This window comes from Ignavibacteria bacterium (assembly GCA_017303675.1).
Classification (GTDB): Bacteria; Bacteroidota; Ignavibacteria; order Tepidaquicellales; family OLB5; genus OLB5.
In genome coordinates this window covers 696,613-722,455 of sequence record JAFLBX010000002.1, presented here as the reverse complement: position 1 = coordinate 722,455, position 25,843 = coordinate 696,613, and the positions used below count along the sequence as shown (strand labels likewise).

The following is a 25,843-nucleotide window of genomic DNA, read 5'->3' as shown; positions in this document are numbered from 1 at the left end:
TAATAATTGAGTTGCCACGACCTTTAGGTCGTGGTACATAAACCAGAAATTTGTGGCTTTAGCCACATTTAAAAATATGAAAGCTATCATTCCCGTTGCGGGTATCGGAACGCGGCTGCAGCCGCTGACAAACATTGTGCCAAAGGTTCTGGTTAATGTTGCCGGCAGGCCCATGCTGTTCCACCTCATAGATGAACTTATCAAAAATAATAAAATTGATACAATTATTTTAATTATAGGTTATCTTGGTGATAAGGTAATTGAATTTATTGAGGGTGAATACAAAGAAAACCGTGTAAAGTTTGAGTTTGTTGAACAGAAAAAAATGCTGGGGCTTGGACATGCTGTTTATCATGCTGCTGAATTTGTAAATAATGAGCCTGTCCTGATAATTCTTGGGGATACTATTTTTGAATTCGACCTGAATGCACTTCTAAACAGCGAACACTCAGCCATTGGATATAAAGATGTTGAAGATACCACTAGGTTCGGAATAATTGAATCAACAGGCGGGTTTATAACCCGTATGATAGAAAAACCCGCCCCCGGTGTTACTGAAAGCAAAAGCGCAATTGCCGGGCTTTATTTCATAAAGAACGGCACAACCCTCTTCAGTGCAATTGAACACCTGATGGATAATAATATAAGGACCAAGGATGAATACCAGCTTACTGATGCATTAATGAAAATGGTAAGCGATGGAGAAAAAATGGTCCCGTTTGAAATTGAGAACTGGTTCGATTGCGGTAAGCCTGAAACTCTCATTAACACCAATACTTATATTTTAACCCGTGACTGGAATTTTGACCAGGACTATCCCTTTGAAGACAGCACATTTATTGAGCCGGTTTATATAGGGGAAGGATGCAGCATTGAAAATTCTACTATCGGACCCAATGCTACGATAGCTGATGGTGCTTCGGTTAAAAATTCAATCGTGCGCAACGCACTGGTATCTGAAAAAGCTGTAATTACCGATGCTGAGCTGGATGGTACGGCAGTTGGAATAGGCGAAAAGGTTACCGGGATTCACGGCAATGAAGTAATTGCCGATGGAAAAAAACTTGCTTATTGATTCAAATTTGTCATTCCCGCGTATACCCGCGGCTTTAAGACCTCGGCACTTAAGATCAGGGCATTTACAACTTTTACTCTACGAATATTATAATACTCAAATGCCTTTCAAACTACTCATTAATCATTGTTCATTATTAATTGCACATTGTACATTGTTCACTTCTTCGGCCTTGCTAGATTCATTCCCCAGTCATAAAGCCAATTCGGCAATATTTTTATCAGTCTTGTAGCCATAACAATAGGGAAGGGGAACTGCACAACACTCCTTCCGGATTCTATTCCTTTGCGGATTATCCGCGCAGCCTTATCAGGCTGCATCAATAGCGGCATTTTAAACTCATTTTTATCGGTCATAGCGGTTTTTACAAAGCCGGGTCTAACAGTAATGACCCTGATATTATCTTTTTTCAGCTCAACCCTTGCTGCTTCCAGCAGTATCGAGCCTGCTGCCTTGCTTGCTGAATAACTGGATGAGCCCCCATAGCCGCGCACATCTGCAAGTGATGTAACGCCGGCTATCGTACCGTAACCCTGTTTTTTCATAACCGGCATAATAAACTCAAGCACATGTGCTATGCCAAACGTATTTACTGCGAAGGTTTCTTTGAACTGGCTGCTTGAAAATGAGCTCATCCAGTTGGGTCCACCAACACCTGAATTAATAATTACAAGCTCAATTGTACCCAGCTTTTCCAGTGCGAATTGAATACCCTCTTTAACGCTATCAGGATCAGTTATATCGCATTTTTTGCTGAAGGCATTGCTTCCTTCTTTGCAAATTCCTTCGCACAGCTGTGCTGCAGAGCTATCATTGCGTGAAAGCAGGACCAGCACGGTGCCTGTGCGCGCAAATTCCTGCGCCAGGGCTTTGCCGATTCCCTGGGATGCGCCGAATATAACCGCGTTCTTAAATTTACTCATTGTTTAAAAATTGTGTAAGCAGCCTGTGAAAGTGGTGGACTCCTTTTTCACGCTTGGGTGAATACCTGCCGCGTGAATAAAAGCTTGACTGCATCCCGCGTTGTACCATCTCAACAATAGCCTCATCTTCGCGCTCAACTCTGTCTAAACCTGCACCAGCGCCTTTATCAAGCCTGGAATGATCGCTTACATAGGTTATAAATGATACCTTGGTGAGATCGATCCCAAGCGGTCTTATAATGTTTATTGAAAGTCCCCATGGGTAAAAATTGAACATCATATTCGGGAAAACCCACCAGTAATATGCAGCAACTTCTGTTCCGTAATCGGGTGAGATCTCCGAAAGAGTAAAGCATTCCTCACCCGGCTTGGCTACGCCAAGCTGAAGGGTGGAATATTCGTATAATTCATCGGTATATGCGCCGTAATCAATTACATCGTTAAGGCTGCTGTGCACATAGGGAATGTGAAAGCCCTCAAGGTAATTTTCCACATAAAGCGCCCAGTTGCATTTTACAAGGTAATCCCTGCTTCGTGTGGGTTCGTGAGTCATTTCGCCGAGCTTTACACCATCCAAACGGTCGGTAATGGGCTTAAAAAAGTCACTGTGCGGCTTAACCGGATCAATTGATGCAAATATAAAATTATACCATAATTCAAACGGTACGTTTGAAAGATTATCTGCTTTCCTCGGAAAATTTAAAGCATCTTCACATTCCGGCATTGACCTGAAGCATCCATCAAGCTCAAATCTGCGGCCATGGTAACGACAGCGCATATTCTGTACAACATCTGCGCTTTCAACAAGTATATTGCCGCGGTGAGTACAAACATTACTTAGGCAGTGTATCTTGTCATCACGGTCACGGGTTAAGAGCAGCGGCTCATTAAGATAGCCTTCAAGCAAAGTAAACGGATAAATTGAACCGGGTACTTTAACTAAGTCGCTATCTCCCGCAAAATGCCAGCATTTTGCGAAAACTTTCTTTTTAAGCTGCCCATACACATCGCTGCTTCTGTAAAATTCAGCAGGCATTGTTTCAGCTGTTCGTATATCGGGATCTATGTTAAATTTCATACCCACTTTTTCAGTTTAAAATATATTAAAAAACTCAAGCCCACAACTCCCATAATACCCAGTGCAAAAGGATAACCACCAATCCATTTTAACTCAGGCATAAACTCAAAGTTCATCCCGTAGATGCTGGCAATAAATGTCATTGGAATAAAAATTGTTGAGATAAGAGCGAGATATTTCATTGTTTCATTCAGCCTGTTGCTGATGCTTGAGAGGTATATATCTATCATACCTGAGAGCATATCACGGTATGTTTCTATGGTATCTAGAACATTTATCGTATGGTCATAAACATCCCTAAGATAAAGATGTGTGTTCCTGGAAACCAGATCAGATTCGCCGCGTTCAAGCCGGCTGATGGCTTCTCTTAATGGCCAGATCGATTTCCTGATATAAAGCATTTCACGTTTTATCCTGTAAATTTCAGTAAGTGTTCTTTTTTGGGGATTATTTACCAGCTCTTCTTCAAGGTGTTCAATCCTGTCTCCAAATACTTCGAGTATTGTAAAGTATGAATCTATTATAGAATCCATCAGGGAGTAAACAAGGTAATCTGAGGTCATATTATTGATTATTCCCTTATTGTTTCTTATCCTGCTTCTTATTTCCTGGAATGTATCGCCTTCGATTCCTTCCTGGAATGTTACCACATAATTTTTTGCAAGAATTATGCTTACCTGTTCAGGGATTATCTCACCGTTTTTTTTGCCTAAATGGAACATTTTTAACACAAGGTAAATATACCCGTTAAATTCTTCCATTTTTGCCCGCTGATCAACATTCAGAATATCTTCTACTACAAGCGGGTGGATCGAAAGTGAGTCAGCCAGCTTCTGAACGATAGCAACATTATTTATACCTTCAACATTTATCCAGCTGATAGTATCTTTTTGTGAATAAACAGTGCATTCAGCAGGATCGGTAATTTCCTTTTCAAAAACTTCGCCGCCTTTGTAATCAATTATCTCTATCGATACCTTTTCATCTTTTGGTACATCACCGGTATATACAGCCGTGCCCGGCGGCAGTCCTGCCGGTTTTTTCTTCGGCCTGAAGAGTCTTCTTAGCTTTATGTACGGTTTTTTTATAGCTTTTGGAGTTTCCATATAGCCAAAGTTAGTATATTTTGATGAATTAATAAATGTTTAGATTATTCATATTTTTTTTGGATTTTTGTTATTAGATTGCAGTTTCCAATTAAAATTTGATGATAAATAAACGGGTAATATTCCGGATTTTTTATATAATTATTGTTTGTAGCTTATTTGGATTTCAATTATACGCCCAGGCTGAGTACCCCAGGGCTGTTAAAACGTATTTGAAGGTCAATGATAACGCTAAAATTATCAAACAGGCTAAGATAAGTACAGCAATTGAAATACTTGTTTCAGGCGAAAGGGCCGATACTATAAAGATCTCTTATTATGACCAGGATGGTTATTTGCTTAAAGAATCATCAAAAATAGATACATCCCTTGATAAAAAAGGAGAATATATCACACGTAAGTTTTCTTATGTTTACAATAATTTTAAATTACTCACCGAAAAATTTGATTCTACTTTTTCATCACCCAAAAAATATTACCTTAAATACGATGAATTCTACAATATTACTGATGAACAGGTATTTGTGAACAATAAGCTTTCCCAAAAGTATGAATACGAGTATGATGACCTTTCAAGGTTAATAGAATCAACTCAGAAAGATATGGTGAATGACTGCAAGATCACAGAAAATTATGTGTATGACAGCTACAATAACCTGGTAAAAATAACAACAGTTAATAAATGTATTCCCGTCGAAGATAAACCCATTGAAACCAAATATAATTATACCTACGATAAAGAGTACAGGATACTGGAGAAGAAAACAAATTCAACAGCAGGGGAGTTCAAGACCGAAACCTTCACTTACACTGCTGATGGAAAGCCGGAATCATCTTATGAAATTACCGGAAAAGATACTTATATAAGCAGAAAATATACTTACGATAATAATTCTGTCCGGATAAAAAAGGTTGAAACAACGGGGGAGCTTAGCTCATCCAGCGATATACTTATCAAATATGATAAATTCGGTAACAGGCTGCTTGAAGAATATTACGACCCTGCAGGAAAGCTGTTATATTCATACAAATTCGTTTATAATTATTATTAAATTTATATAAAATAATGAGCTCAATACTAAAGGAAACAATAAGCGGCATCATGAAGATAACCCTTAACCGTCCGGATTCACTTAATGCGTTCAATTCAGAAATGCTGTTTGAGCTTCAGGATGCGTTTAAGGAAGCCTTAAGCGATGATGTTCGCTGTGTGGTTTTAACAGGTGCCGGAAAAGGCTTTTGCTCAGGGCAGGACCTGAAGGATTTTGAAGCTGAAAAGAAGACATTTAAAGAAGCTATCGAAACAAAATATAACCCACTCATCACACAGATAATGACACTCCCAAAACCGGTTATTTGCGGAATAAACGGTGTTGCGGCAGGCGCGGGACTCTCACTGGCTCTTGCATGTGATTTCAGGATAGCTGTCGAATCAGCCCAGCTAATTGAAGTATTCATAAATGTAGGCCTTGTGCCAGATTCAGCTTCATCATTCACCCTGCCGCGTATTGTCGGCCTTTCAAAAGCATTCCAGATGTGTTCAACAGCGGAGCGTATCACCGGCTCAGAAGCTAAAAGGCTTGGAATTGTAAATGTATGCGTACAGACTCCAGATGTACTTGCAGCAGCACTGGATAAGTACTCCAAAAAATTCTCTAAAATGCCTACAAAAGCTTTGGGAATGATAAAAGAGCTTGTGAATAATTCTTATTCTCGCACACTTGCTGAAGTACTGGCAGCAGAAGCTGCCGCACAGGATATTGCGGGTAATTCCAATGATTACAGAGAAGGCGTGAACTCATTTCTCGAAAAAAGAAAACCGGTATTTAAAGGAAATTAATAATCTTAAAATAATTCAGTGGCAAAACCAAAGAGCAAAGAAAGCAAACAGTCAAAGCTTAAGGCTGAAATTGTTATACCAGAAGAAAATAAATATGTAACATTCGGACTGCTTGGAATATTCCTTGTACTGGTATTCATGGCGGCATCATATAAGATTTCAGGTGATGATGACGTATTCTGGCACCTGGCAACCGGCAGGTATATAGTCGAAAATAAGGTGGTGCCCGATAAAGATGTTTTCGGGCATATAACTTCAGGGCAGGAATGGATCCCCTTTGAATGGGGCTGGGATGTTATGACCTACGGACTGTATAATATAGGCGGTTTAAATGCCATTTTAGCTTTCAGATCGCTGGCTTTTTGTTTTATCTTCTTCGTGCTTTATATGCTGCTGAGGAAGTTCAAAATAAATTCATTCCTATCGATTGCTGTATTGTTTGTTCTTCTTATTTCAATTATGGATAGGCTCTCACCCCGCCCGCATATATTAACCTATATTTTCTTTGTTCTGCTGCTTTATATACTGCTTTCATATAAATATATTAACCGAAGCGGGTATTCCAAAAAGCTTTATTTTATACCTCTTATATTTTTATTGTGGGCTAACTCTCACATGGGTGTATTGGCAGGCGGTTTGATTCTTTTCATATTCACTATTACTGAAACCATTATCTATCTAAACCCAGGCAAATTTACAGCCGCTGATGCAAAACCTCTTGATAAAACCGAACTACGGAATTTATGGATAATATCAGCAGTAAGCGCGCTTATGCTGCTTGTAAATCCGCACGGATTCAGTACCTATGCTTACGCTTACAGCCATACCCAGATGAAAATGCTTGAAAGTGTAAACGAATGGCAAAAGCCGTTTTCATCTAAGCTTGATCTTGGCTTTATTGTTACTTTATACAAGATATTCATTTTTGCCGGTATATTTATTCTTTACTATGCTTACAAAAAGAAGGACCTTCTTTTTGCGCTGATGTATATTTCATTTGTAATTTATTCTGTAAGAGCCATCAGGTTCACCGTAGATTATGAAATGATCACGGCTGTGTTTATTGTAATAAGTATATCATACATAATTTCAAAAATTCGCTCAGTTGACTTTAAAAAGATATACAACGGTACTGTACCAAAGGCTGTGCTCGCAGTATTTTTTATTTACATAATTTCCCTTATACCCAATAATGCTGTATATGAGAAGATACAATATTACAGAATATACGGGTGGGGAATAAACAGTGATTTTATGCCTGTTCAGCTATTCGACTTTATGAGGGAAAATAAAATATCTGGTACACCGTATAACCATTTTGGTACAGGCGGTTACCTGGTCTGGAACTTCCCTGAACAGAAGAATTATATTGATAGCCGCAACCTGAATGATGAGATACATAATGAGTATAATTCAATAATGGTTATGCAGCCCGGTTTTGAAAAGAAGCTGGAAGAAAGGGGAGTGGATTATGTTATTTATCTGGACCCTGATCTTATCAGGAGGCCGAATGACCTTAAAAGGCTTGTTACCAATTACTTCAGTACTAATAATAAATGGAAGCTCGTCTTCTGGGATGATAAATCAATGCTGTTTGTGAAAGATATCCCGAAATTTCAGGAAGTAATAAAGAATTATGAATATAAAATAATCGATCCTTATACAGCTTTGTTTAATAAAGCAGAATTTGAAAATAACATAAGGCTTAACCCGGATGAAACCCGCAAAGAGCTTAAACGGAAATCTGAAACAGAACCGAACGGTTATTTATTTCAGAATCTGAACCAGGCTGCTATCAAAATAATGCAGGGTTTATAAGTATATAAGCTTATGCTTCTGATTCTTTAACATCCTTGTTAGCAAGCCATTCCTTAAAGAACATTATTATTATTGACATTGTCGGCAGGGCAATAAGCATTCCTATAAATCCGAAAAAGTACGAAAACACAAAAAGTGAAAGTATAAGCAGGGCAGGGTGAAGTCCAATTCTATCACCTACAATTTTAGGTATAATAAACGATGTTTCAAGCAGGTTCTGTGCCAGGTATATAATCACAACCAGCGGTACCTGCAGCCCCGGGTCTCCGCTAAATAAGGAAACAATTACAGCAAGTGTTATCTCTACAAGAAGTCCGAAATAAGGAATAATATTTAAAACTATTCCTAAAGCTCCAAGGAATATTGCGAATTTTACTCCCAATATAGAAAGGAATATATATACTATTATTCCGTGTATCACTGATACTATCAATTGACCCCTTATAAAGCTTCCCAGCAGATCATCAATTTTCTGGTAATATTCGGTTACCTTTTTACGGTTCTTTTTAGGAACGATATCTTTAATTAATGTTTTAAGGTTATCAAAATCCTTCATTATGTAGAATGTTAAAAAGGGAATAAGAATAAGGTTAACAACCTGTGTTAAAACTACAGATATCCCTGCAAACAGGCCTGATAGGCCGCTTAAAAGCGTATTCAGCAAGTTCTCAAGCTTAGCAGGCAGCTCATGAGAAAGCTTAGTCTGTATATCTGAAGTAGGTATGCCAAGCGAGTTCAGCTTGGGTATAAGCCCGGTATTTATCCATAACTGCAGGTCGTTTAAAGCGCCCGGCAGAGATTTTATAAGCTCTGAAAATTGTGCTGCTATTGGAGGGGCAAGTAATATAATTGCCAGTGCTGCCACTAGAAGGAAAACAACCAGGATTATTGCGCTTGCAATTGTTCTGGTAATTTTGCCGCGGGTCATTTTTTCAACTAGAGGATTTAAAGCATAGGAAATTATCAATGCTGCTATGAACGGTGCCAGCAGCGCCGATATAGAATGCAGAAACCATAATGCAAAAATTATGGATGAGAGCGAAATGATTATTTTAATGAGCTTGCTTTTTCTGAAAGGGAACAGAACGAATAATATCACTCCAAATACTATGAAAGGATTGTGAAACAGCTCTGTTACAGTAAATAGTACACCGAATATCACAAATGCTGATACTGATATTACTATTTCCTGTGTTTTAAATGTATTTTGGCTGCTATCGTTCAATATAATGATAAATTTTAAGTTATTTCCCTGTAGAACCAAATCCGCCGGTGCTTCGCAAAGTTTCACTTAACTCTGCAGAAAGCTTAATTTCTGCCTGCTCAACCCTGCAAATAACCATTTGCGCAATGCGCTCGCCGAATTTAACCGTAAAAGTTTCTTTTCCGAAATTTGTCAGCAGGATTTTCAGCTCACCGCGGTAATCCGCATCAATAGTGCCCGGTGAATTAATAATCCCGATATTATGTTTCAGCGCCAGTCCGCTTCGTGGCCTTATCTGGGCTTCGTAACCGACCGGAATTTCCAGGATAAGGTTTGTTGGTATTGCCGCTGTTGTCTGCGGTTGAATATTGATATCATCAACTGAGGCTGAAGTAACATCCATTCCTGATGCATGCTCTGTTGCATATGCCGGGAGTGGATTTTTCAGCTCTTCATTTATTTTCTGGATTTTTAAGATCACTTTGCTGGACTGGATTAAAAAATAAGGCAGCTTTTTAAAATAAGCTGCCTTAAATAGGTTGAATGATTTTTAGTTGCTTGTTGCTATTGCAAGTACAATTATCAGCACATATACCAAACCGAATAATATGGAAAGTATTACATTCACTATACCCAGCCACATACCTATTTTGGCAAATGTTCTTCCTGCTTCAGAGGATTCGCCCCTGTCAATTTTTCCTAACTCTCCTTTACCCATTATCCAGGCAACAATACCCAGAATGAAAGGACAGAAAATATATGATAATATACCTGCTACCAGTGCAATAATTGCATTAGTACCCGCACTGCCGCCCATATTTACATTGCCTGCTGATGGAGGCGGGGGAGGCGGCGGTGAAGACATACTCGGCGGCGGTGGCGGAGGCGGTGCTCCGAAATCTGACGGGAAGCGCAAAAATTTACTCATTTGTTTTCTCCTGTGTTTTTATGAAACATTAATATCCTGTTTTACTGTAAAATAAAAAACCGATTTCTATTTTTCTACAGAAATCGGTTATCATATAAAAATAATTTTTAATGCTTCAGTGGGCAGTGTTTTTAACTTTTGCTTCGATAACCGAAGGAAGCTGTGCTTTTATTGAGCTTTTTGCTATAAAACCGTCAGCATTAAATTCATCTGCAAGCTCTTTATAAACGCTGTCTTCATATAAAGTTAATATGATAACTGATTTTTCAGGCCATTTTTCTTTAATGGTTTTCGTTGCATCAAGACCGGATTGGTTCGGCATGCTTAAATCCATAAGGACAAGATCCGGGTTCAGTGATTCCGTTTTTTCAATTACATCAACTCCATCAACTGCTTCACCAACTACTTCTACTCCGGGCATTGCTTTTATATACTGTGTAAGAAGCTGCCTGAAATTATCATTATCATCGCAAAGAAGTATCTTTACTGGTTTATTATCCATTTACGTAGTAATTTCCCTGTTTATTTAACTGTTTTTTGATGCCAGTTTCTGCTGAGTTAACTGAATAATTTCCAGCAGTTCCTTGTGAATATCATCTGAGTTTTTGCCTATATACTTATCAACCCTGTAAACTTCCGCCAATTTTCTGTAAGACTGGCCTTCGTTTATTGATATCATCACAACCGTTACATCCGGAAATTTATCCTTGATAGCGCTCAGCGCTTCAATACCTGATTTTTTCGGCATTATGATATCCAGAATGATAAGATCAGGATACGTAGCCTCAGCCTTTTTAATAGCGTCTTCCCCGTCAACTGCTTCGCCAACAAGCTCTACCCCGGGTATGGAGCGAACGTATTGCGCTAAAGCGCTTAAAAAATCGGGATTGTTATCTGCTATTAAAACTCTTACTATGGGAACTTGAGCATTCATTTTATTTGCCCTTTCTATAAATATTTGCTCTGTATTTTAATTTAATGATATTAAACCTTTTTCAATTGCGTAACGAACAAGGCCTGCAGTATTCTTGATTGATAATTTATGCATTATGTTCTTTCTGTGGGTATCAACTGTATTATAGCTGATATACAGAATATTCGCAATTTCCTGGTTTGAATAACCTGAAGCTATAAGTTTCAGGATTTCTATTTCACGTTTTGTCAGCGGTACTTCCTTGTAACCATCATTTTTTTCTGTTTCTTTTGCTGTCCTGATGTAGTTATCAATAATAAGCTTGGAAATATCCTTGCTGAAGAAATTATCGCCTGAAGCAACTGTTTTAACAGCGTCAAGCAATTCTTCCTTATCAGTATTTTTCAGGATAAAACCCTTTGCGCCTGAACGTATTATCTGGTTCAGATATTCCTGGTTATCGTGCATAGTCAATATAAGGATACGGGCATCCGGGTCCTTTTCTTTAATAACCCTGGTTGCTTCAATGCCGTTCATACCGGGCATCGAAATATCCATAATTACAAGGTCCGGTTTTAATGAAGAGTACATCTTAACCGCGTCCTCGCCATTGCCGGCTTCGCCTGCAATTGAGATATTATCGAGACTGGTTAAAATGTTCCTCAATCCGTCCCTAACAACTTCGTGGTCATCAACTATTAAAATTTTAGTGGTTTTCATTTCAATCTTTTTTACTTAGTGATGGTTATTATTACTGAAAAATTCTAAATTTATTTCAAGAAGAAGTTCTGTGCCATGGCCGGGGCTGGAAATTATTTCTACTTTTCCGCCAACAAGCTCTGCTCTTTCCTTCATATTAAGCAGCCCGAACCCGCCGCCTGCTTTTTTAGACTTTGTAATGTTGTCTGTATCAAAGCCTTTACCGTTATCTTTTACGCGGACAAAAACCTGTGTATCGCTTCTGTATAGATCAAGTGATACATCTGTTGCCTCTGCGTATTTACTAATATTGTTAAACGATTCCTGTATTATCCTGTAAATTGCAATTTCAATCTTTGGGTCGATACGTTCAAGGGTGGGGGAGACCTGGAATTTTACTTTTATGCCTGTTATCTTGGAAAATTCCTGGCAAAGTATCCTTAATGCCGGGATAAGCCCGAAATCATCAAGTGTAGTAGGTCTGAGGTCATGTGCGATCCTTCTGGCTTCTACTATTGCTTTGCTTATGATTGAATCTACCTGTTTTACGATCTCAGTGGTTTTTTCCTTATTAGCGGCATTCATAAAATCTATCATACCGAAATTCAGTTTCGCAGCGCTGAGCAGCTGGCCTAATCCGTCATGCAGCTCTCTTGATATCCTTCTTCTTTCGTTTTCCTGTGCCTCAATTATTGAAAGAGCTCTTATACGCTGCTCAAGCAGCTTCTGGTGATCTTCTTCAGCGCGTTTTCTTTCAATTGAATACCTTATCGATCTCAGCAGCAGTTCACTTTCAACCCTATCTTTTACAAGATAGTCCTGTGCACCCATTTTTACTGCATTAATTGCTGTAGTTTCATCGTTCAATCCCGTTAAAATTATAATGGGAATATTCGGGATAATATTGAATATCTGCTCTACGCCGGATAAACCATCACTGTCAGGAAGCTTCAGGTCCAGGAGAACAACATCAATAAATTCGTTTTCAAGAATATCCAGGCCCTTTTGCAGCCTGTCAGCAATTTGAAGAGTATGTTCAATATTCTTCAGATCCGAGAGGTATTCTTTTATGAGCCGGGCATCTCCCGGGTTATCCTCTATTAATAAGATCTTTATCAAATTATGCTATTTCTTTCTTTCTAAATGTGATATGAAACGTTGAACCTTTTTCCGGCTCTGAATCAAGCCTTATACTCCCGTGATGTTTATTCACTATCTTTTCGCAGATCGCAAGTCCCATGCCTGAGCCGGGATATTCTGAATGATTATGAAGCTTCTGAAATATGCCGAAAATCTTACCGTGATAATCTTTTTTTATTCCCGGACCGTTATCTGAAACTGAAATGTACCAGTTTGTTTCATCTTCATCTGCCGTAATTTTTACATTTGGCTGCTTGTTACTGCAGAATTTCAGTGAGTTATCTGCCAGGTGATACAGCAGCATTACAAGTAATTCTTTATCTGCGTTGATCATTATCTGCCTTTCGGCAGCAAACTCTATTTTTCCCGCAGAATCCGGATACCTTGAAGCAAGAAGCTTTTTTACTTTTTCTACTGCCGCAGAAGGATCAGTATCTTCCCTGTGAAAGTGCGGTCTGCCAACCCGTGAATATGTTAAAAGATCATCCATCATTTTCTTAAGCCTGTTCGAACCGTCAACTGCGAACCTTATATAATCTTTTGCGTTGTCATCTAGCTGCTCACCGTATCTTTTGTTTAGAAGCTGTACGTAACTTGTTATCATTCTAAGCGGTTCCTGCAGGTCATGTGAAATTATGTAAGTAAGTTCGTCAAGCTCCTGCTGCTTATCCGCTATTTGCTCTTCATCTTTGATCAATTCCCTTTAGTTTTCTCCATATCCTGTATATTGCTCTGTATTTTTAAGAATATCCTGCTGTTATATTTCAAACAGCAGAATATTCAATTTATTATATTAAGTATATATCAATTTTTAACAGAGCTGTTTTATTTCTTTTCTCTTTCGTCGAAGAAGTCACCAAGCTTGAAGCGGAAGTTTACGAATGCTGAAAGCAATCCGAACTTGCCTGTATCAAGTTTTGATAGCCTGATAGAAGGTCCTACAGCGAATGAGTTTAATGCGAATCCTTCTGCGATGTTTGAAACCATGATCTCAACAAGCAGCTGGAAGTTTCTGATCTTTTTTAATGTAGCGTTTACCCTGAAATCGAATACTGATCCTACAAGCCTTGATTCACGTGTATAAAGACCGATGTTCATTTCATTCATATAGTAAGCTGCATAGAACTGTGTTCTTGTTGATCCGAACATTCTGAACGGATAACGGAATTCTGCGATCAGGTTTGAACCTGTAACTATATTGTTAGGCATTATTGTACTATCCTTCTGATTCCTGAAGGTATAAAGCGGTGGACCGCCGCCCGGCTCAACACCGGTTTCTTTTATCTCACTATATACACCTACTTCAAGGAAGTTACCTAAAGGAATAGTATAGGTTAATTTAATACCTCTGGGAGGCATAAAAATTGCATTATACTGTTTCCATGGTTTGTTTTCAACACTGTCTGAACCAAGATCGTGAGTGTTAAGCTCTCTTATCCTTGTAACATATGAAATGTTAACGCCAAGCATGTTGAAGCCTGCTGAAACCTCATCACTTTCAAACGGTCCTGAATATTTGCTTCCCATACCGAATGTGAATCCGATGGATCTCTTTACAGGAATACCAAGAGGCTCCCATCCGAATACTGTGAAGTACGGATTGATATAAGCTGTGGTGTTCCTGATAACACGCTCTCTTTTTGGCGGAGCAACAAATTCTTTGATCTTGATCTGCCTGATAACATCTAAAAATACTGATGCGTAATCAAGCTTTTTCTGGTTCAGGTTCTCTTTGTTTGTATTTGACCAGTTAATAAGTCCATCCTGAACTCTTTTTGAAAGCTGAGACCATGCATACCTTGATGCAGAGGGGTCTGCTTCATCACCCAATACAACAAACTGGTTCTGTGTGTTGGGATCTGTGATGTTTACAACTATGGTGTATGATTCAAGTTTCGGATCAATACCCATATCGTCCTGGGCGATGATAAAAATACTGTCATCTTCCGCCCTAGCAAGGATCTTGAAATACTTCCAGGTCCTTGGATTGTTGGGGTCTTCCTGCTGAGAGAAAGTCTGCCCGGTTTGTATCACCAGCGTAAATAACGCTATCGCTAGTAATACCAAGATACTGAAATTAGCTCTGTTTTTCATTTTTATGGTGATTTGATTAATATTGTTTATTTCTATCCTTTTCATGTTTACCATTCACCGAATATAAAGCTGTTCTGACCGGTGATCTTGTGGCCTGCGATGTTATCAGAAACTGATACTGTAAAGCCGACAGAGTAAGGTGCATCCTTGCCGTCTGTAAAGTTATCAAACGCTGATTTTGAACCGAAGGCGTTCATGGTTACATCATATACACCTGCGCCTACAGTTTTTACAGAAGCGGGCCCGTTGAACTTAACATCAAGCTGTCCGGGGAAGTCATCACTGATGGTTACCCTGTAGCATACGCTGCTCTGCAGCTGTGTTACACGGGTTTCTTCACCCATTGATGCAACTCTCTGCATGCTGATCTTAGGTTTCTCGTTCGGTTTTAATTCTACAGTTTTTGTAGAATTACCCACTTTAATTGTAACCGTACTTTGGCCGCCCGTCTGGAAGGTTTTGGAGCTCTTTGGAGGTATTGTTGTGATACCTTCTACCTCTAAAGGTGTATCGTACGGATTGTTAAGCGTGTTGTTGGTGTACTGTGTAAGCTGAATATTACCAATCCTGATCTCCTGCATTTCGCCCGGATCTTTCTTTTCTTCAGGTTTCTGTTCGATCTTGGGCTGCTCGATCTGCGGATTATTGGTTGTGAATGTATTTATTGGTGTAGAAGAGATCTGTACGTTCATCGGATTTACGACAAGCTGCTTTATCTTGTCATCCATTTTTTCCAGGTCTTCCTTCTTTATGATTACATATAGATTTGTATCAACAATTATGGATTTTTTGATGATCTCATATAACTTCTGCAATGAGTCAGGTGAAAGGAATACTTTAGGCTTCCCGTCATCTTCTACCACCTGCGTGAGGTCAAGGTTGGCACCCTTGATGGCAATCACACACACTACAAATATGTATAACGCCTGGTAGATTATAAATTTTACGTCTTTTTGCTTTTTCATTTAAGTTATTCTCCTTAGTCAGTCCTTATTTACTGTGCTCTTTTCCCTGCTAAGTAAGCAAGATTATCAAGGCCTTTTACTGCCTGTGCATCCTTAAATGAATTTACTGTTTCTGTTAACATGTGTGAAGTTATCTGTAATTCTTTCAAAAGCTTGTCATCCGGATATTTTATATTATCCATTTCCTTCATTAAATTACGCATTGCTTCAAGATTTTTCTTCATAGCTTCGCTGTATTCAGCTGTCTGTGAAGCTGCTGCAAGCGCTGTTGTTAATGATTGGCTTGTATTCTGAAGCTCTTTAAGTAGCTCGGAATCATGAACATTTGTTTTGCTCATCTCAGCAATAGCATTCTTCATGATAACAACGTTCTTCGAGATGTTCTCGCCGAATTCTGCTGCTTTTTTGAGTGAATTTGAAATTTCCGCTGCTTCTTCTTTTGAGAATTTTTCGTAGCCCGGTCCGCCTGATGTCATGCTTGCACCCTTGAAACCGTCATGAAGCTGCTGTAATATTGCTCTCTGGTGAATATCTTCTCTTTCTGAGAAATATTCTTTTTCAAGATCATTCAGCTCTTCGCGTAATTCTGCGAATTTTAATCCCTGTGCATCAAACACGGTCTCAAATAATTTCGCAACTGCAAGAATTACGATTGATTTAATTTCAAATGGTACTGAAAATCCTAAAAATACTATAGGACCTTCTTTGATTGAAATAAGAAGGATAGCTGCACCAAGAAGCGGGAGAGCTGTACCGATACCGTCAACAATTGTAGCATAACGGTTTGTGATCCTTTCGATGATCTCCTGTGAACATCCTTTTGAAGAAACTTCTTTCATCAGTTTCCTGTATGAAAGCTCTGCAAGTAAAATAAAAAGAGCATAAACTATAAAAGGCATCCACCATAATGATATCGGTTCAACGCCTTTGTTAAGTGTAACACTGCCGGGGAAAATTGTATTTGCAAGTGTTTCTGCAATTTTTCCGAGGAAAGGTACATTAGCTACATCAATAAAAACAGAAAGCAGAAGTGCAATTACAGAAGGAATTGCAGGTGCAAACCTTCCGGCTACGCCTTCAGCCTGAATTTTATTTACGCCTCTGTTTATTACATATTGCTTTAACTCATGATATTCGGTAGATTGTTTAAGAAGCTCCTGAACTCTTTTATCCAGGTTGTCTTTTTTAAAGTTACTGCCGAAAAGCTGGGATGACCCAGTGTTTTGTGCCGTTTTTACATTAGCAGAAGTTTGATCCATTGTTGTTGACTCCGTTTGTTTAGTTTTATTTACGAACCTAAAGTTAATATATTATAAAAATCATTAATACTAATCAGTTAACTACGATAAATATGAAGATTAATCGCAATATTTACGAATTAGTTTGAAAAAACAATACCCGAATTACGTTAGAAAATTCGCAAGGGCGAATTTTGTTAAAAAAACACTAAAAAAATCTACTCTTGAACGGTTAGCCTTAAAGAGTGAACCTTATTCGCTATAGGAAGTTCTACACTTTCCTTGACCTTCTTTTCAAAATCAGGCATAAATTTCTTTATAGCCCATTTTACCGGCCAGGCTGCTGCATCACCAAAAGCGCAAATAGTATTGCCTTCAATATTATTTGCAACGTCCCGTAATAACTCTATATCTTCGTTACGGCCCATTCCCTTATCAATCCTGTCAAGTATCTTCAGCATCCAGCCGCAGCCTTCACGGCAGGGCGTACACTGTCCGCAGGATTCATGATAATAGAATTTGGTAATTCTCTTTATTACTTTTACAATATCGGTATCTTCATTCATAACCACAATACCGCCTGTCCCTATATATGAATTTACCGTTTTAAGATGTTCATTATCCATTCTTAAGCCTTCAATTTCATCTGCCGTTAGCGGCGGCATTGAAGAACCTCCCGGGATTATCATTTTGATCTTTTTATTATCTTTTACACCTCCGCCGTATTTATAGATTAGGTCAGTAAGAAGTGTGCCTGAAGGAAGCTCGTAAATTCCCGGTTTATTAATATGCCCGCTTAATCCATATAAAAGTGATCCAGCATGTTTTGGCTCACCGATCTTGCTGAACCATTCACCGCCTTTTTCAATAATGGGCGGAATATTTGCAAGTGTTTCTATATTATTAATTGTTGTAGGACAACCCCATAACCCGAAATTAGCAGGGAAGGGAGGCTTAAAGCGCGGCATTCCGCGTTTTCCTTCTATGGAATTAAGAAGCGCGGTTTCTTCACCGCAAATATATGCGCCGGCTCCGCGGTGTATAAAAATATCAGTTGAAAAATCTGAACCCATTATATTTTTGCCGATAAAACCTTTGCCATAAGCATCATCAATAGCTTTCTGAAGCATTACTATCCATGGGTAGTATTCACCGCGTATATAAACATAAGCGGTTTTAATACCCATAGCCTTGCAGGCTATCAGTGTTCCTTCAATAAACTGGTGGGGATTCTTTTCGAATATTTCTCTATCCTTAAAGCTCGCCGGCTCTGATTCATCGCCGTTGCAGCATAAATACTTGGGCTTGTCTGATTTCTGGGGCATAAATGACCATTTCATACCTGTCGGAAAACAAGCGCCGCCTCTGCCGCGTAAACCTGATTTTTTCACTTCTTCAATAATAGCCTCCGGCGTCATGTTCAGGGTCTTTTTGAATGTGCTGTAACCGCCGTTCTTTACATATACTTCGATATTGTGAAGATCAGGAATATTTTTCAGTATGATTGGTTCGAAATCTGACATATTAATTTTAACTCTTTATTTTAACTCAGTTATAATTTCTGCTGGAAATATTAAATTATTCGCTTTTAGAAAGCTTATCTAAAATAGCGTCTATCTTATCTTTGGTTAGGTTTTCTTCGTAATAATCATTGATCTGCATCATTGGCGCAGTTCCGCAGCTGCCAAGGCACTCTGCTTCTATTAAAGTGAATTTGCCGTCAGGCGTTGTTTCACCAATACCAATATCAAGCTTATTGGAAATATAATCAACAACATCATACCCGCCGCACAACATACATGATACATTTGTGCACACCTGGAGGTGATGTTTACCTACCGGCTTTTTGTTGTACATTGTGTAAAATTCAGCTACGCCCAGCACATGCTCATAGGGAATATTAAGCAGGCTGCCTACATATTTCATTACATCAGTCGAAAGCCAGCCAAACTGGTATTGGGCAATCCAAAGCGCATCCATTAATGCTGCATCATTTGTAGGGTAATGGCTCTTTGCTTTTTCAAGCTTCTTTAAATTCTCGTCTGTAAATTTAATTTCCATATTTTTAAAATTACCCATTAAAGAAGGTAAACTATCACTATTTTGTCATTCCTGCGAAGGCAGGAATCTTGTATTAAATCACTAAATCAAGTTAAACCAGGTTATTTATCAGCTTCACCCATCACAGGGTCAATACTGCCGATGATCGCTACTATATCGCTGATCATTGCGCCTTTCATCATGGTAGGCAGCGCGCCTATTGCAACAGTTGAAGGGGAGCGTATCTTCAGCCTGAACGGGTATCCTTTGCCGTCGCTGATAGCATAAAAACCAAGCTCGCCTTTGGAAGATTCAATTGCCTGGTAAGCTTCGACACCTTTTTCAGGGGTGTTACCAAAGTTTACTATCATAAAATCATGAATAAGCTCTTCCATTTTTGAATAAACTTCGCCTTTATCCGGCAAAACCTGTTTTGCATCGGGAGTATTTATTGGTCCCTGCGGAAGCTTCTGCATGCACTGTCTTAATATCTTTACGCTTTCATACATCTCTTTAACTCTCACGTAATATCTTGCAAGCACATCACTTTCTGTGAGTGTAGGCACATCAAAATCAACTTCCCTGTATTTCAAATACGGGTCGTCAATTCTCAAATCGTTGGTAATGCCCGCTGCGCGCAGGTTCGGACCCGTTAACCCAAGTGAAATAGCGTCTTCTTTTGAAATATATCCAACACCTTCGCACCTGTTTATAAATATTTTGTTGCGTTCAATCAGTGCTCTTGCATCTTCAAGCTTCGGTATGAACTGGTCCAGGAATGCTTTGAGCCTTGCAACAACTTCATCGCTCATATCCAGAGCGAGTCCGCCTATCCTTGTATAACTCGTGGTAAATCTAACACCGGTTAAAATATCAAGAATATCGAGTATTTTTTCCCTTTCTGTAAATGTCCATAAAAACACCGTCAATGCGCCTACATCCATTGCCATAGTGCCCATCCACACACAATGAGATGCCAGCCTTGCCATTTCACAGCACATGGTTCTTATCCACTGAGCGCGCTCTGTTGCTTCAATTTTAAGCAGTTTTTCTATTGCAAGTACATATCCAACATTATTAGCCAAAGGTGAAAGGTAATCAAGCCTGTCAGTATGGGGTATGAACTCATGAAATGTCATGTTTTCAGCAAGCTTTTCATAACCTCTGTGAAGGTAGCCAAGTACCGGGATTGTTCCTACTACTGATTCACCATCCAGGCTCACAACAAGCTGCAATACACCATGAGTTGCAGGGTGCTGGGGACCCATATTAAGAACTAGCTGGTTATCCAGTGTGCCTTCAAAATGCCCGCGCACATCATCTGATTCCAGTGCGCGCAGGATCCTTTCCTGGCTCATTGTAATATGGCTCGATTCCTTGGTTTCTTCTATATACTCTTCTTTTGTTAGATCTAACGACATATTATATTTCTATCGTAAAGCTTTTTATTTTTTTGGTAATGTTACTGCGCCCGGCAAGCCCATAAGCGGGTAATCTTTCCTTAACGGGTGGTACTCGTATTCTTCCATCATATACAGCCTGCGCAGGTCAGGGTGATTTAAAAATTTGATACCCATCATATCCCATGCTTCACGCTCAGCCCAGTCAGCGGATTTCCATAATGGGCAAAGGCTTTCTACTTCAGGATTTTTGCTATCGAGCTTAACCTTTAAAAAAACTCTGTACCTGTGTGTAAGTGAATACAGGTTATAAATGCATTCAAACCTTTCATTTTTAGTGAAACGGTCAACGCTAACAACATCCCGTAACTGATCTACCTGAAATTCATCCTTTAGAATTCTGCATACTTCAAGCAGCTTTTCTTTTGGAAGCTCTATCATAGGGTAATTCAGATTTTCTGTAAAAACAAATCCCCCGAAACCATTCGATTCAGAGAATTTTTCTTTGATTTTTTCCGTTAATTCTGCCATAATTTATAGGCAAATTTAGCAAAATATGATAAGATATTCAATGCTGTAAGGGTTGTTGTAATTTGTTTATAATTAGATTTTTGAAATCTATCTATTTTAGAAATGCCATAGGAAGTTCACAAGCAGTGATGTTCAAACAAATCAAAGCCAAAATCTTAACCACGAATTTCACTAATTTCACGAATAATTAATTTTCACTACCTCTGCCTTTAGCCCTGAAAGGGCTCTACTACAGAAATTGGATGTCGCCCTGAGCGCTGTGCCCGCCTAAGGCGTGGGAGTCGAAGGGCAGTTGTCATAATTTATACGCCAACGTTAGTGCTTGACTGATTATGCAGTTTTCTCACCAACGGTTCAATCAAAATCAGATTTTAATTCTAACACAATATTATATTTCTCTCAACAATTAATACATTATTGCGACGGGTTGTATTTTGTAGTTGGTGAGAACACCAATGACGGCGGGAAAAACAAAGCCAAAATCTTAACCACGAATTACACTAATTTCACGAATTATTAATTTTCACTACCTCTGCCTTTAGTACTTAAGGGGCAAAATACTCTAGCGATGGACGCAGTCCATCGCGGAGGTAAAGCTGGTACATAGCCCTGTAAGGGCGTAATCGTTATATTTTAAATCTTGCCATACTTAATAAGTTTCTTTGTTTCGCTGTCTAATCCTTCAACTAATTTTGTATCATATAAAAAGAATTTTATATGTTTTCTTCCACTTCCATTGCCTTTTGAATTATTATCAAAATTGATAACATGATTACCATTGCCATTTATTAAAAGCTCCAGTTCATCAATCATAAATGCTGCCTCAGACTTAGATAGAATCAAACCTAGTATATTGATAAGTGTTTTTTCTTCAGGATTTATTATTCTCATATTCTTCATTAATTAGTTCTATCAATAAATTGGGAAATTGGTTTTTATTCTCGGGAGTATATATACCAAATTCAAGATAACCTGATTCTACATCAAAGCCATCATCTGTACCGAATACGTTTCCGGCTTCCAGGTAATCATCGGGCATTTCATTATTAGAAATCAATCTTCCTAAAAACTCTTCTGCTTCTTCAAGCGTTAAGTATACTTCTACGCTATCTATTGGCTTATTATTATCATCTAGTATTATCATCTAAAGATTATTATTAATCTTATTTGTTATTATCATATTTCTTTGTTGTTATACCAGCCAGCAACACTAAATTCAACAAGATTCACCATTTCCCCCTTTGTCCCTCTAGTGACATACTATCTTCTGCGAAAACAGAAATACTTCCGATTTTCGGGTTAATTACATCAGTAGCTAAATAGTCAGGTACATCTAAATCAAGAGATACACCGTGATGCTTGCTGCTTAGAATTGTATCTTCTCTTTCGTCGTAATAAAATCCTTCGCCTGTGTTAATAACATCCTGTAGAGTATAGCCAATCTTGATTTTATCAAACAAACATGCAATGTAACCTGCATTGGCTGTAACTCTGAATATTTTAGAGTTCTTGTTATCTACGGAGACTATTATTATCTCCTCAAGAATTGAAAATAAAGATACACGTTTATTATCTTCATTTTCATATGAAACTTCGTATGAAATTTTGTTTTGCTTGAGTTGTCCTATAAGTGAATTTTTATTTTCTCTTAATTTAATTCCGCCCAAACTCTCATTAGGAATGATAGGAGCATTAATGTTGATTATTTTATTCACTTAAAGATGTGTTTTATTTAATTTTTTGGAAATAACTGAACTTAATGTTTCCTATTAACAAACATAGGTTTTTTGCTAACTATCGATTCTGTCTGCTTGAAAACATATTTGATCCCGTTATAAATTAAAATTGGAATTGATAATGCTGAAACAAGTAATACCAAACTTAGGAAATAGTATCCATAATAAACAATTACTGTACTTACCAGAAGTGCAAAAACTAAAATCAGGATTGCTTTTGCAGTACTGGTATCATTCTTCTTAATAAAATAAATAATAGCAAAAGATAAACTCCAGGATAAAGATATGCAAATGAGTATCGGCCAATTACCAATGTAAAATACTACAAATTGGCTGAAAGTTTGTATCAGAATTATATCTATAAAAATTAATGCAAACCAGAACAGTTTTAGTATCATAAAGTGTTATGCTCCAAACTTATCAACTGAATAAAAATCGACCTTACAAATATAATTGTTGTTCTTTAACTTCGTAAGTAATTTCTTGTTAAGCCGGCAAAGCCCCACAACAGGTATACCCTCTGTGTACTCTGTGTTCTCTGTGGTTAAGGCTTTTCTGACCATCCAAATTGGTTAAAGTATCAAAAAGAACTGCCAGGTTTGGAATAAAATAAAACTTACGCGGTAGCCTTTGGTTTCAGTTTTCCTGAAACAAGCATAGCGGCTAGATAAAGCAATGCCGAAATTATAAATACAACTATAAACCCATAGCTCATTGAAAGCATTACAACCAGCACACTTCCCAAAACACTAAAGAAACCGTTAACACCCCAGCCGTAGGCTACAAGATACTTTTGATTGTTATCAATTGTGCTCATTCCGTAGGGGAAAGGTATTCCCATAAAGAACGCCAATGGTGCTATCAACAATATTGAAATAATCACACGCCACATTATATCCATTCTGGCAAGTGCTTCAAAAATTGCGGAGTTTGCAAGTCCCAATATCACCGTCAGTCCGGCAATTATGATATAAACTATGTTAACATTCTTTACAAGCTTAATTACTTTATCAGATAACATGCTGCCAATACCTGAAAATATCAGCATTGTTGAAATTACCGTTAACATTGTGTAAACAGGCTGCCCCAAAAACAGGGTGAATTTCTGTATCAGGCATATTTCAATAATTATATATCCCAATCCAAGTAAAGCGAAGTATAAAATATACTTGCCCTTTTTAACTTTTTTTATTTCAGGGTCTTTGCGGAACTTTAAATAAATCGGCAGGAAAATAAGTAGCGCTGAGATCAATATTGTCTGCAGCAGCAGAATAACCAGTGTTGATTCTGCAACCGGCTTTTGAACAAGTGAAAGCATTGCGCGGTCACCCTGTGAAAATGATTCTTTTATCTTGCTGAAATTTATCGATGTAAAATCTGTGTTATGCTCAAAATACGGCTTATCATCCGTTGCAGGATATAATTTTATATCAGGGTATTTTCCTGCAATTTCATTTATGCTGTTCGATTGAACGATATCCTTGAATATTCCGTCCTGGTTTGAAACAGGGTCGTAAATAGTTTCTAGATTCAATAACGCTGCCATTGTTTTGAGCCTCTGAATATCAAATTCATCAAATCCGCTCTTTTTAAACAGTACGCCTGTTAAATAACTTACATCAATTTCAAAATCAGTCGGGGGACGTTTAAAAATGTAAAATTGATTTTTAATATCGCTTCCGCCGTTTAATTTCTGCGCTTCTTTTATTGATGCTACAAGCCTCGGCATCTGCGGCTCAGGTCTTGTGATATACAAAATTCCGTTGATATCAAGATGCTGAAGGTATTCACGCAAAGCTTCCTGTGTTAATATGTAATTTTCAACTAGGCTCATAGCTCCGCTGTTTGTTGCGCTGGCAGAAATTGTATGCGCGCTGATTATTACATCATACTTTATGCGCTTGGAACGAAGCCAGCCTCTTGCGTCATCGGTAATTATCTTAACGCGTTTATCCTTCGCGATCCCGCCTGTCCAGTAATTGGAAAGATCCTTTTCAACAAGGTCGTTGAGTATCGGGTTAATCTCAACAGCAGTAACCGATTTAGCGTTATTGGTAAGCGCCGTTAATATTTCTCCGCCGCCGCCGGAACCCAGGATAAACACCTTTGCAGTATCTTCACGTTTAAGCAGCATTGCAAGCATTGATGCATCAAACGGCGGCCTTGCACCTGTATCAAGCACATTCGGCACCTTTGGTATATTGGTTGTGGAATTACCGGCATCGATAATTGCAGTGTAAACTGGGTAATCGTCAACATTTTCGCCGTCATCCTTCATTACATCAACCTTGCTGAATGAATTCCATTTAGTCAGCAGGCGCAGGTCAGGATTTTCGCTGATATAATTCCCGTAAACTTTATTTGATGAAATATATATAGGAAGATAAGATTCAGGGTTTGTTAAAAATACTCCGTTAATTATCAGCATAATAATTGCGCCGTAAAGCCCGATTGTCTGCATCCTGCTTTTATGGATGGCAAAAAGTACAGCACCGGCGCATGCCAAAATTGAAGCGAAAACTATTCCGCCTGAACCGCCGAATTGCGGCAATACAAGTATAAAAACAAAACAGCTTAAGCCTGCGCCAACAAGGTCATAAAAATAAAGCTTGTTGATATTATTTTTAAACCTTGTAAATAATTGCCCTATAATTAAACCTGCCAGAAAGAAAGGAAGTGTTATCAGTATATAATACAGCGGCAGGTATAAAAATTGAGTGGTATCTATAAACAGGCTGAAAGGGTCAAAAGGAATTTTATTGAGTATCACAAAAGATAAAATTACAGATACTGCGTAAAGCAGGGAAGTAATAGTTAAAAATGAATTTATCTCAACGTTTGAAATCCGTTTGCTGATTATTATTGTTACACCGCTGATACCAAGCCCAAGCAGAGCTATACTTATTATCATGAACGCGAAATGGTACCACAGGGATATTGAGAGCACCCTGATAAGAGTAAACTCAAGCATAAGGACACTTAATGAAACAAGCAGTAATCCAAGCTTATGCTTTAAAGTCAGCGTTTCTTTTTTGGCGAAGCCGCTTTCAGCTTTATGGTGAGTAGTGCCTTTTTTTGATTCGGAAGATTTTGTGCTCATTAACTAAATCTTAAA

26 protein-coding genes are annotated in these 25,843 nt (G+C 38.4%); 4 read left to right on the top strand and 22 right to left on the bottom strand.

The window, feature by feature from the left end:
* Positions 1-76: 76 nt before the first annotated feature.
* Positions 77-1,075, top strand: a complete 999-nt coding sequence (locus tag J0M37_12710; protein ID MBN8585944.1) for an NTP transferase domain-containing protein — start codon at positions 77-79, stop codon at positions 1,073-1,075.
* Between the two features lie 158 nt (positions 1,076-1,233).
* On the opposite strand, the gene J0M37_12705 is transcribed toward J0M37_12710, so the two are convergent.
* From J0M37_12705 to corA, 3 genes are read right to left on the bottom strand one after another with little or no spacing between them, the layout of a single operon-like run.
* Entirely contained in the window at positions 1,234-1,998 is a 765-nt protein-coding gene (locus tag J0M37_12705; protein ID MBN8585943.1) for an SDR family NAD(P)-dependent oxidoreductase, read from the bottom strand.
* Positions 1,991-3,076 carry an aromatic ring-hydroxylating dioxygenase subunit alpha gene (locus J0M37_12700; GenBank protein ID MBN8585942.1) on the bottom strand — a complete coding sequence of 362 codons (1,086 nt, stop codon included), beginning with the start codon at positions 3,074-3,076 and terminating at the stop codon, positions 1,991-1,993. The genes J0M37_12705 and J0M37_12700 overlap by 8 nt, the downstream gene beginning before the upstream one ends.
* Positions 3,073-4,182, bottom strand: a complete 1,110-nt coding sequence (gene corA / locus J0M37_12695; protein ID MBN8585941.1) for a magnesium/cobalt transporter CorA — start codon at positions 4,180-4,182, stop codon at positions 3,073-3,075. Before corA ends, J0M37_12700 begins: the two co-directional genes overlap by 4 nt.
* Positions 4,183-4,394: 212 nt before the next feature.
* On the opposite strand from corA, the gene J0M37_12690 reads away from it, so the two are divergent.
* Genes J0M37_12690 through J0M37_12680 form a run of 3 tightly spaced genes read left to right on the top strand, consistent with a single transcriptional unit; the run spans position 4,395 to position 7,840 of the window.
* A complete protein-coding gene (locus tag J0M37_12690; GenBank protein ID MBN8585940.1) occupies positions 4,395-5,234 on the top strand; it encodes a hypothetical protein in 840 nt (279 codons plus the stop codon).
* A 14-nt stretch (positions 5,235-5,248) separates the two neighbouring features.
* Positions 5,249-6,022: an enoyl-CoA hydratase/isomerase family protein gene (locus J0M37_12685; protein ID MBN8585939.1), complete on the top strand. Its 774-nt coding sequence runs from the start codon at positions 5,249-5,251 to the stop codon at positions 6,020-6,022.
* Positions 6,023-6,040: 18 nt separating this feature from the next.
* Positions 6,041-7,840, top strand: a complete 1,800-nt coding sequence (locus tag J0M37_12680; protein ID MBN8585938.1) for a hypothetical protein — start codon at positions 6,041-6,043, stop codon at positions 7,838-7,840.
* A gap of 10 nt (positions 7,841-7,850) precedes the next feature.
* On the opposite strand, the gene J0M37_12675 is transcribed toward J0M37_12680, so the two are convergent.
* The 19 genes from J0M37_12675 to J0M37_12585 all read right to left on the bottom strand — a co-directional run bounded on the left by J0M37_12675 (position 7,851) and on the right by J0M37_12585 (position 25,828).
* On the bottom strand, positions 7,851-9,065 hold the full coding sequence (locus J0M37_12675) for an AI-2E family transporter (GenBank protein MBN8585937.1): 1,215 nt from the start codon (positions 9,063-9,065) through the stop codon (positions 7,851-7,853).
* A gap of 19 nt (positions 9,066-9,084) precedes the next feature.
* Positions 9,085-9,540, bottom strand: coding sequence for a dUTP diphosphatase (gene dut, locus J0M37_12670; protein MBN8585936.1), 456 nt, complete (start codon positions 9,538-9,540; stop codon positions 9,085-9,087).
* A gap of 54 nt (positions 9,541-9,594) precedes the next feature.
* Positions 9,595-9,972: a DUF4190 domain-containing protein gene (locus J0M37_12665; protein ID MBN8585935.1), complete on the bottom strand. Its 378-nt coding sequence runs from the start codon at positions 9,970-9,972 to the stop codon at positions 9,595-9,597.
* Between the two features lie 115 nt (positions 9,973-10,087).
* Entirely contained in the window at positions 10,088-10,474 is a 387-nt protein-coding gene (locus tag J0M37_12660; protein MBN8585934.1) for a response regulator transcription factor, read from the bottom strand.
* Between the two features lie 24 nt (positions 10,475-10,498).
* The gene (locus tag J0M37_12655) at positions 10,499-10,906 is read right to left on the bottom strand and encodes a response regulator transcription factor (GenBank protein MBN8585933.1); all 408 of its coding nucleotides are present in this window, start codon (positions 10,904-10,906) and stop codon (positions 10,499-10,501) included.
* A 36-nt stretch (positions 10,907-10,942) separates the two neighbouring features.
* Positions 10,943-11,605, bottom strand: a complete 663-nt coding sequence (locus J0M37_12650) for a response regulator transcription factor (GenBank protein MBN8585932.1) — start codon at positions 11,603-11,605, stop codon at positions 10,943-10,945.
* 15 nt (positions 11,606-11,620) lie between these two features.
* Positions 11,621-12,703, bottom strand: a complete 1,083-nt coding sequence (locus J0M37_12645) for a response regulator (protein ID MBN8585931.1) — start codon at positions 12,701-12,703, stop codon at positions 11,621-11,623.
* A gap of 1 nt (position 12,704) precedes the next feature.
* Entirely contained in the window at positions 12,705-13,421 is a 717-nt protein-coding gene (locus J0M37_12640; protein MBN8585930.1) for a GHKL domain-containing protein, read from the bottom strand.
* Between the two features lie 128 nt (positions 13,422-13,549).
* Positions 13,550-14,818: a hypothetical protein gene (locus J0M37_12635; GenBank protein MBN8585929.1), complete on the bottom strand. Its 1,269-nt coding sequence runs from the start codon at positions 14,816-14,818 to the stop codon at positions 13,550-13,552.
* Between the two features lie 47 nt (positions 14,819-14,865).
* On the bottom strand, positions 14,866-15,783 hold the full coding sequence (locus tag J0M37_12630) for a hypothetical protein (GenBank protein ID MBN8585928.1): 918 nt from the start codon (positions 15,781-15,783) through the stop codon (positions 14,866-14,868).
* 29 nt (positions 15,784-15,812) lie between these two features.
* Entirely contained in the window at positions 15,813-17,042 is a 1,230-nt protein-coding gene (locus tag J0M37_12625) for a hypothetical protein (GenBank protein ID MBN8585927.1), read from the bottom strand.
* 197 nt (positions 17,043-17,239) lie between these two features.
* Positions 17,240-18,544: an NADH-quinone oxidoreductase subunit NuoF gene (nuoF, locus tag J0M37_12620; GenBank protein MBN8585926.1), complete on the bottom strand. Its 1,305-nt coding sequence runs from the start codon at positions 18,542-18,544 to the stop codon at positions 17,240-17,242.
* A gap of 55 nt (positions 18,545-18,599) precedes the next feature.
* Positions 18,600-19,082, bottom strand: coding sequence for an NADH-quinone oxidoreductase subunit NuoE (nuoE, locus tag J0M37_12615; GenBank protein ID MBN8585925.1), 483 nt, complete (start codon positions 19,080-19,082; stop codon positions 18,600-18,602).
* A gap of 101 nt (positions 19,083-19,183) precedes the next feature.
* Positions 19,184-20,419, bottom strand: coding sequence for an NADH-quinone oxidoreductase subunit D (locus J0M37_12610; GenBank protein MBN8585924.1), 1,236 nt, complete (start codon positions 20,417-20,419; stop codon positions 19,184-19,186).
* 87 nt (positions 20,420-20,506) lie between these two features.
* Positions 20,507-20,992 (bottom strand): NADH-quinone oxidoreductase subunit C, encoded by a 486-nt coding sequence (locus J0M37_12605; GenBank protein MBN8585923.1) that lies wholly within the window; start codon positions 20,990-20,992, stop codon positions 20,507-20,509.
* 633 nt (positions 20,993-21,625) lie between these two features.
* On the bottom strand, positions 21,626-21,883 hold the full coding sequence (locus J0M37_12600) for a hypothetical protein (GenBank protein ID MBN8585922.1): 258 nt from the start codon (positions 21,881-21,883) through the stop codon (positions 21,626-21,628).
* Positions 21,864-22,136: a hypothetical protein gene (locus J0M37_12595; protein MBN8585921.1), complete on the bottom strand. Its 273-nt coding sequence runs from the start codon at positions 22,134-22,136 to the stop codon at positions 21,864-21,866. Before J0M37_12595 ends, J0M37_12600 begins: the two co-directional genes overlap by 20 nt.
* 82 nt (positions 22,137-22,218) lie before the next feature.
* A complete protein-coding gene (locus J0M37_12590; protein MBN8585920.1) occupies positions 22,219-22,707 on the bottom strand; it encodes a hypothetical protein in 489 nt (162 codons plus the stop codon).
* A 637-nt stretch (positions 22,708-23,344) separates the two neighbouring features.
* A complete protein-coding gene (locus tag J0M37_12585; GenBank protein ID MBN8585919.1) occupies positions 23,345-25,828 on the bottom strand; it encodes a hypothetical protein in 2,484 nt (827 codons plus the stop codon).
* Positions 25,829-25,843 lie beyond the last annotated feature (15 nt).

Excerpts from the sequence above, each read along its gene's own strand:
- J0M37_12625 (MBN8585927.1), bottom strand. The coding sequence starts at position 17,042 with ATGGATCAAACTTCTGCTAATGTAAAAACGGCACAAAACACTGGGTCA.
- J0M37_12595 (MBN8585921.1), bottom strand. The coding sequence starts at position 22,136 with ATGATAATACTAGATGATAATAATAAGCCAATAGATAGCGTAGAAGTA.
- J0M37_12660 (MBN8585934.1), bottom strand. The coding sequence starts at position 10,474 with ATGGATAATAAACCAGTAAAGATACTTCTTTGCGATGATAATGATAAT.
- J0M37_12600 (MBN8585922.1), bottom strand. The coding sequence starts at position 21,883 with ATGAGAATAATAAATCCTGAAGAAAAAACACTTATCAATATACTAGGT.
- J0M37_12710 (MBN8585944.1), top strand. The coding sequence starts at position 77 with ATGAAAGCTATCATTCCCGTTGCGGGTATCGGAACGCGGCTGCAGCCG.
- corA (MBN8585941.1), bottom strand. The coding sequence starts at position 4,182 with ATGGAAACTCCAAAAGCTATAAAAAAACCGTACATAAAGCTAAGAAGA.
- J0M37_12605 (MBN8585923.1), bottom strand. The coding sequence starts at position 20,992 with ATGGCAGAATTAACGGAAAAAATCAAAGAAAAATTCTCTGAATCGAAT.
- J0M37_12635 (MBN8585929.1), bottom strand. The coding sequence starts at position 14,818 with ATGAAAAACAGAGCTAATTTCAGTATCTTGGTATTACTAGCGATAGCG.
- J0M37_12585 (MBN8585919.1), bottom strand. The coding sequence starts at position 25,828 with ATGAGCACAAAATCTTCCGAATCAAAAAAAGGCACTACTCACCATAAA.
- J0M37_12700 (MBN8585942.1), bottom strand. The coding sequence starts at position 3,076 with ATGAAATTTAACATAGATCCCGATATACGAACAGCTGAAACAATGCCT.
- J0M37_12650 (MBN8585932.1), bottom strand. The coding sequence starts at position 11,605 with ATGAAAACCACTAAAATTTTAATAGTTGATGACCACGAAGTTGTTAGG.
- J0M37_12685 (MBN8585939.1), top strand. The coding sequence starts at position 5,249 with ATGAGCTCAATACTAAAGGAAACAATAAGCGGCATCATGAAGATAACC.
- J0M37_12610 (MBN8585924.1), bottom strand. The coding sequence starts at position 20,419 with ATGAGCCAGGAAAGGATCCTGCGCGCACTGGAATCAGATGATGTGCGC.
- J0M37_12705 (MBN8585943.1), bottom strand. The coding sequence starts at position 1,998 with ATGAGTAAATTTAAGAACGCGGTTATATTCGGCGCATCCCAGGGAATC.
- J0M37_12630 (MBN8585928.1), bottom strand. The coding sequence starts at position 15,783 with ATGAAAAAGCAAAAAGACGTAAAATTTATAATCTACCAGGCGTTATAC.
- nuoF (MBN8585926.1), bottom strand. The coding sequence starts at position 18,544 with ATGTCAGATTTCGAACCAATCATACTGAAAAATATTCCTGATCTTCAC.
- nuoE (MBN8585925.1), bottom strand. The coding sequence starts at position 19,082 with ATGGAAATTAAATTTACAGACGAGAATTTAAAGAAGCTTGAAAAAGCA.
- J0M37_12655 (MBN8585933.1), bottom strand. The coding sequence starts at position 10,906 with ATGAATGCTCAAGTTCCCATAGTAAGAGTTTTAATAGCAGATAACAAT.
- J0M37_12665 (MBN8585935.1), bottom strand. The coding sequence starts at position 9,972 with ATGAGTAAATTTTTGCGCTTCCCGTCAGATTTCGGAGCACCGCCTCCG.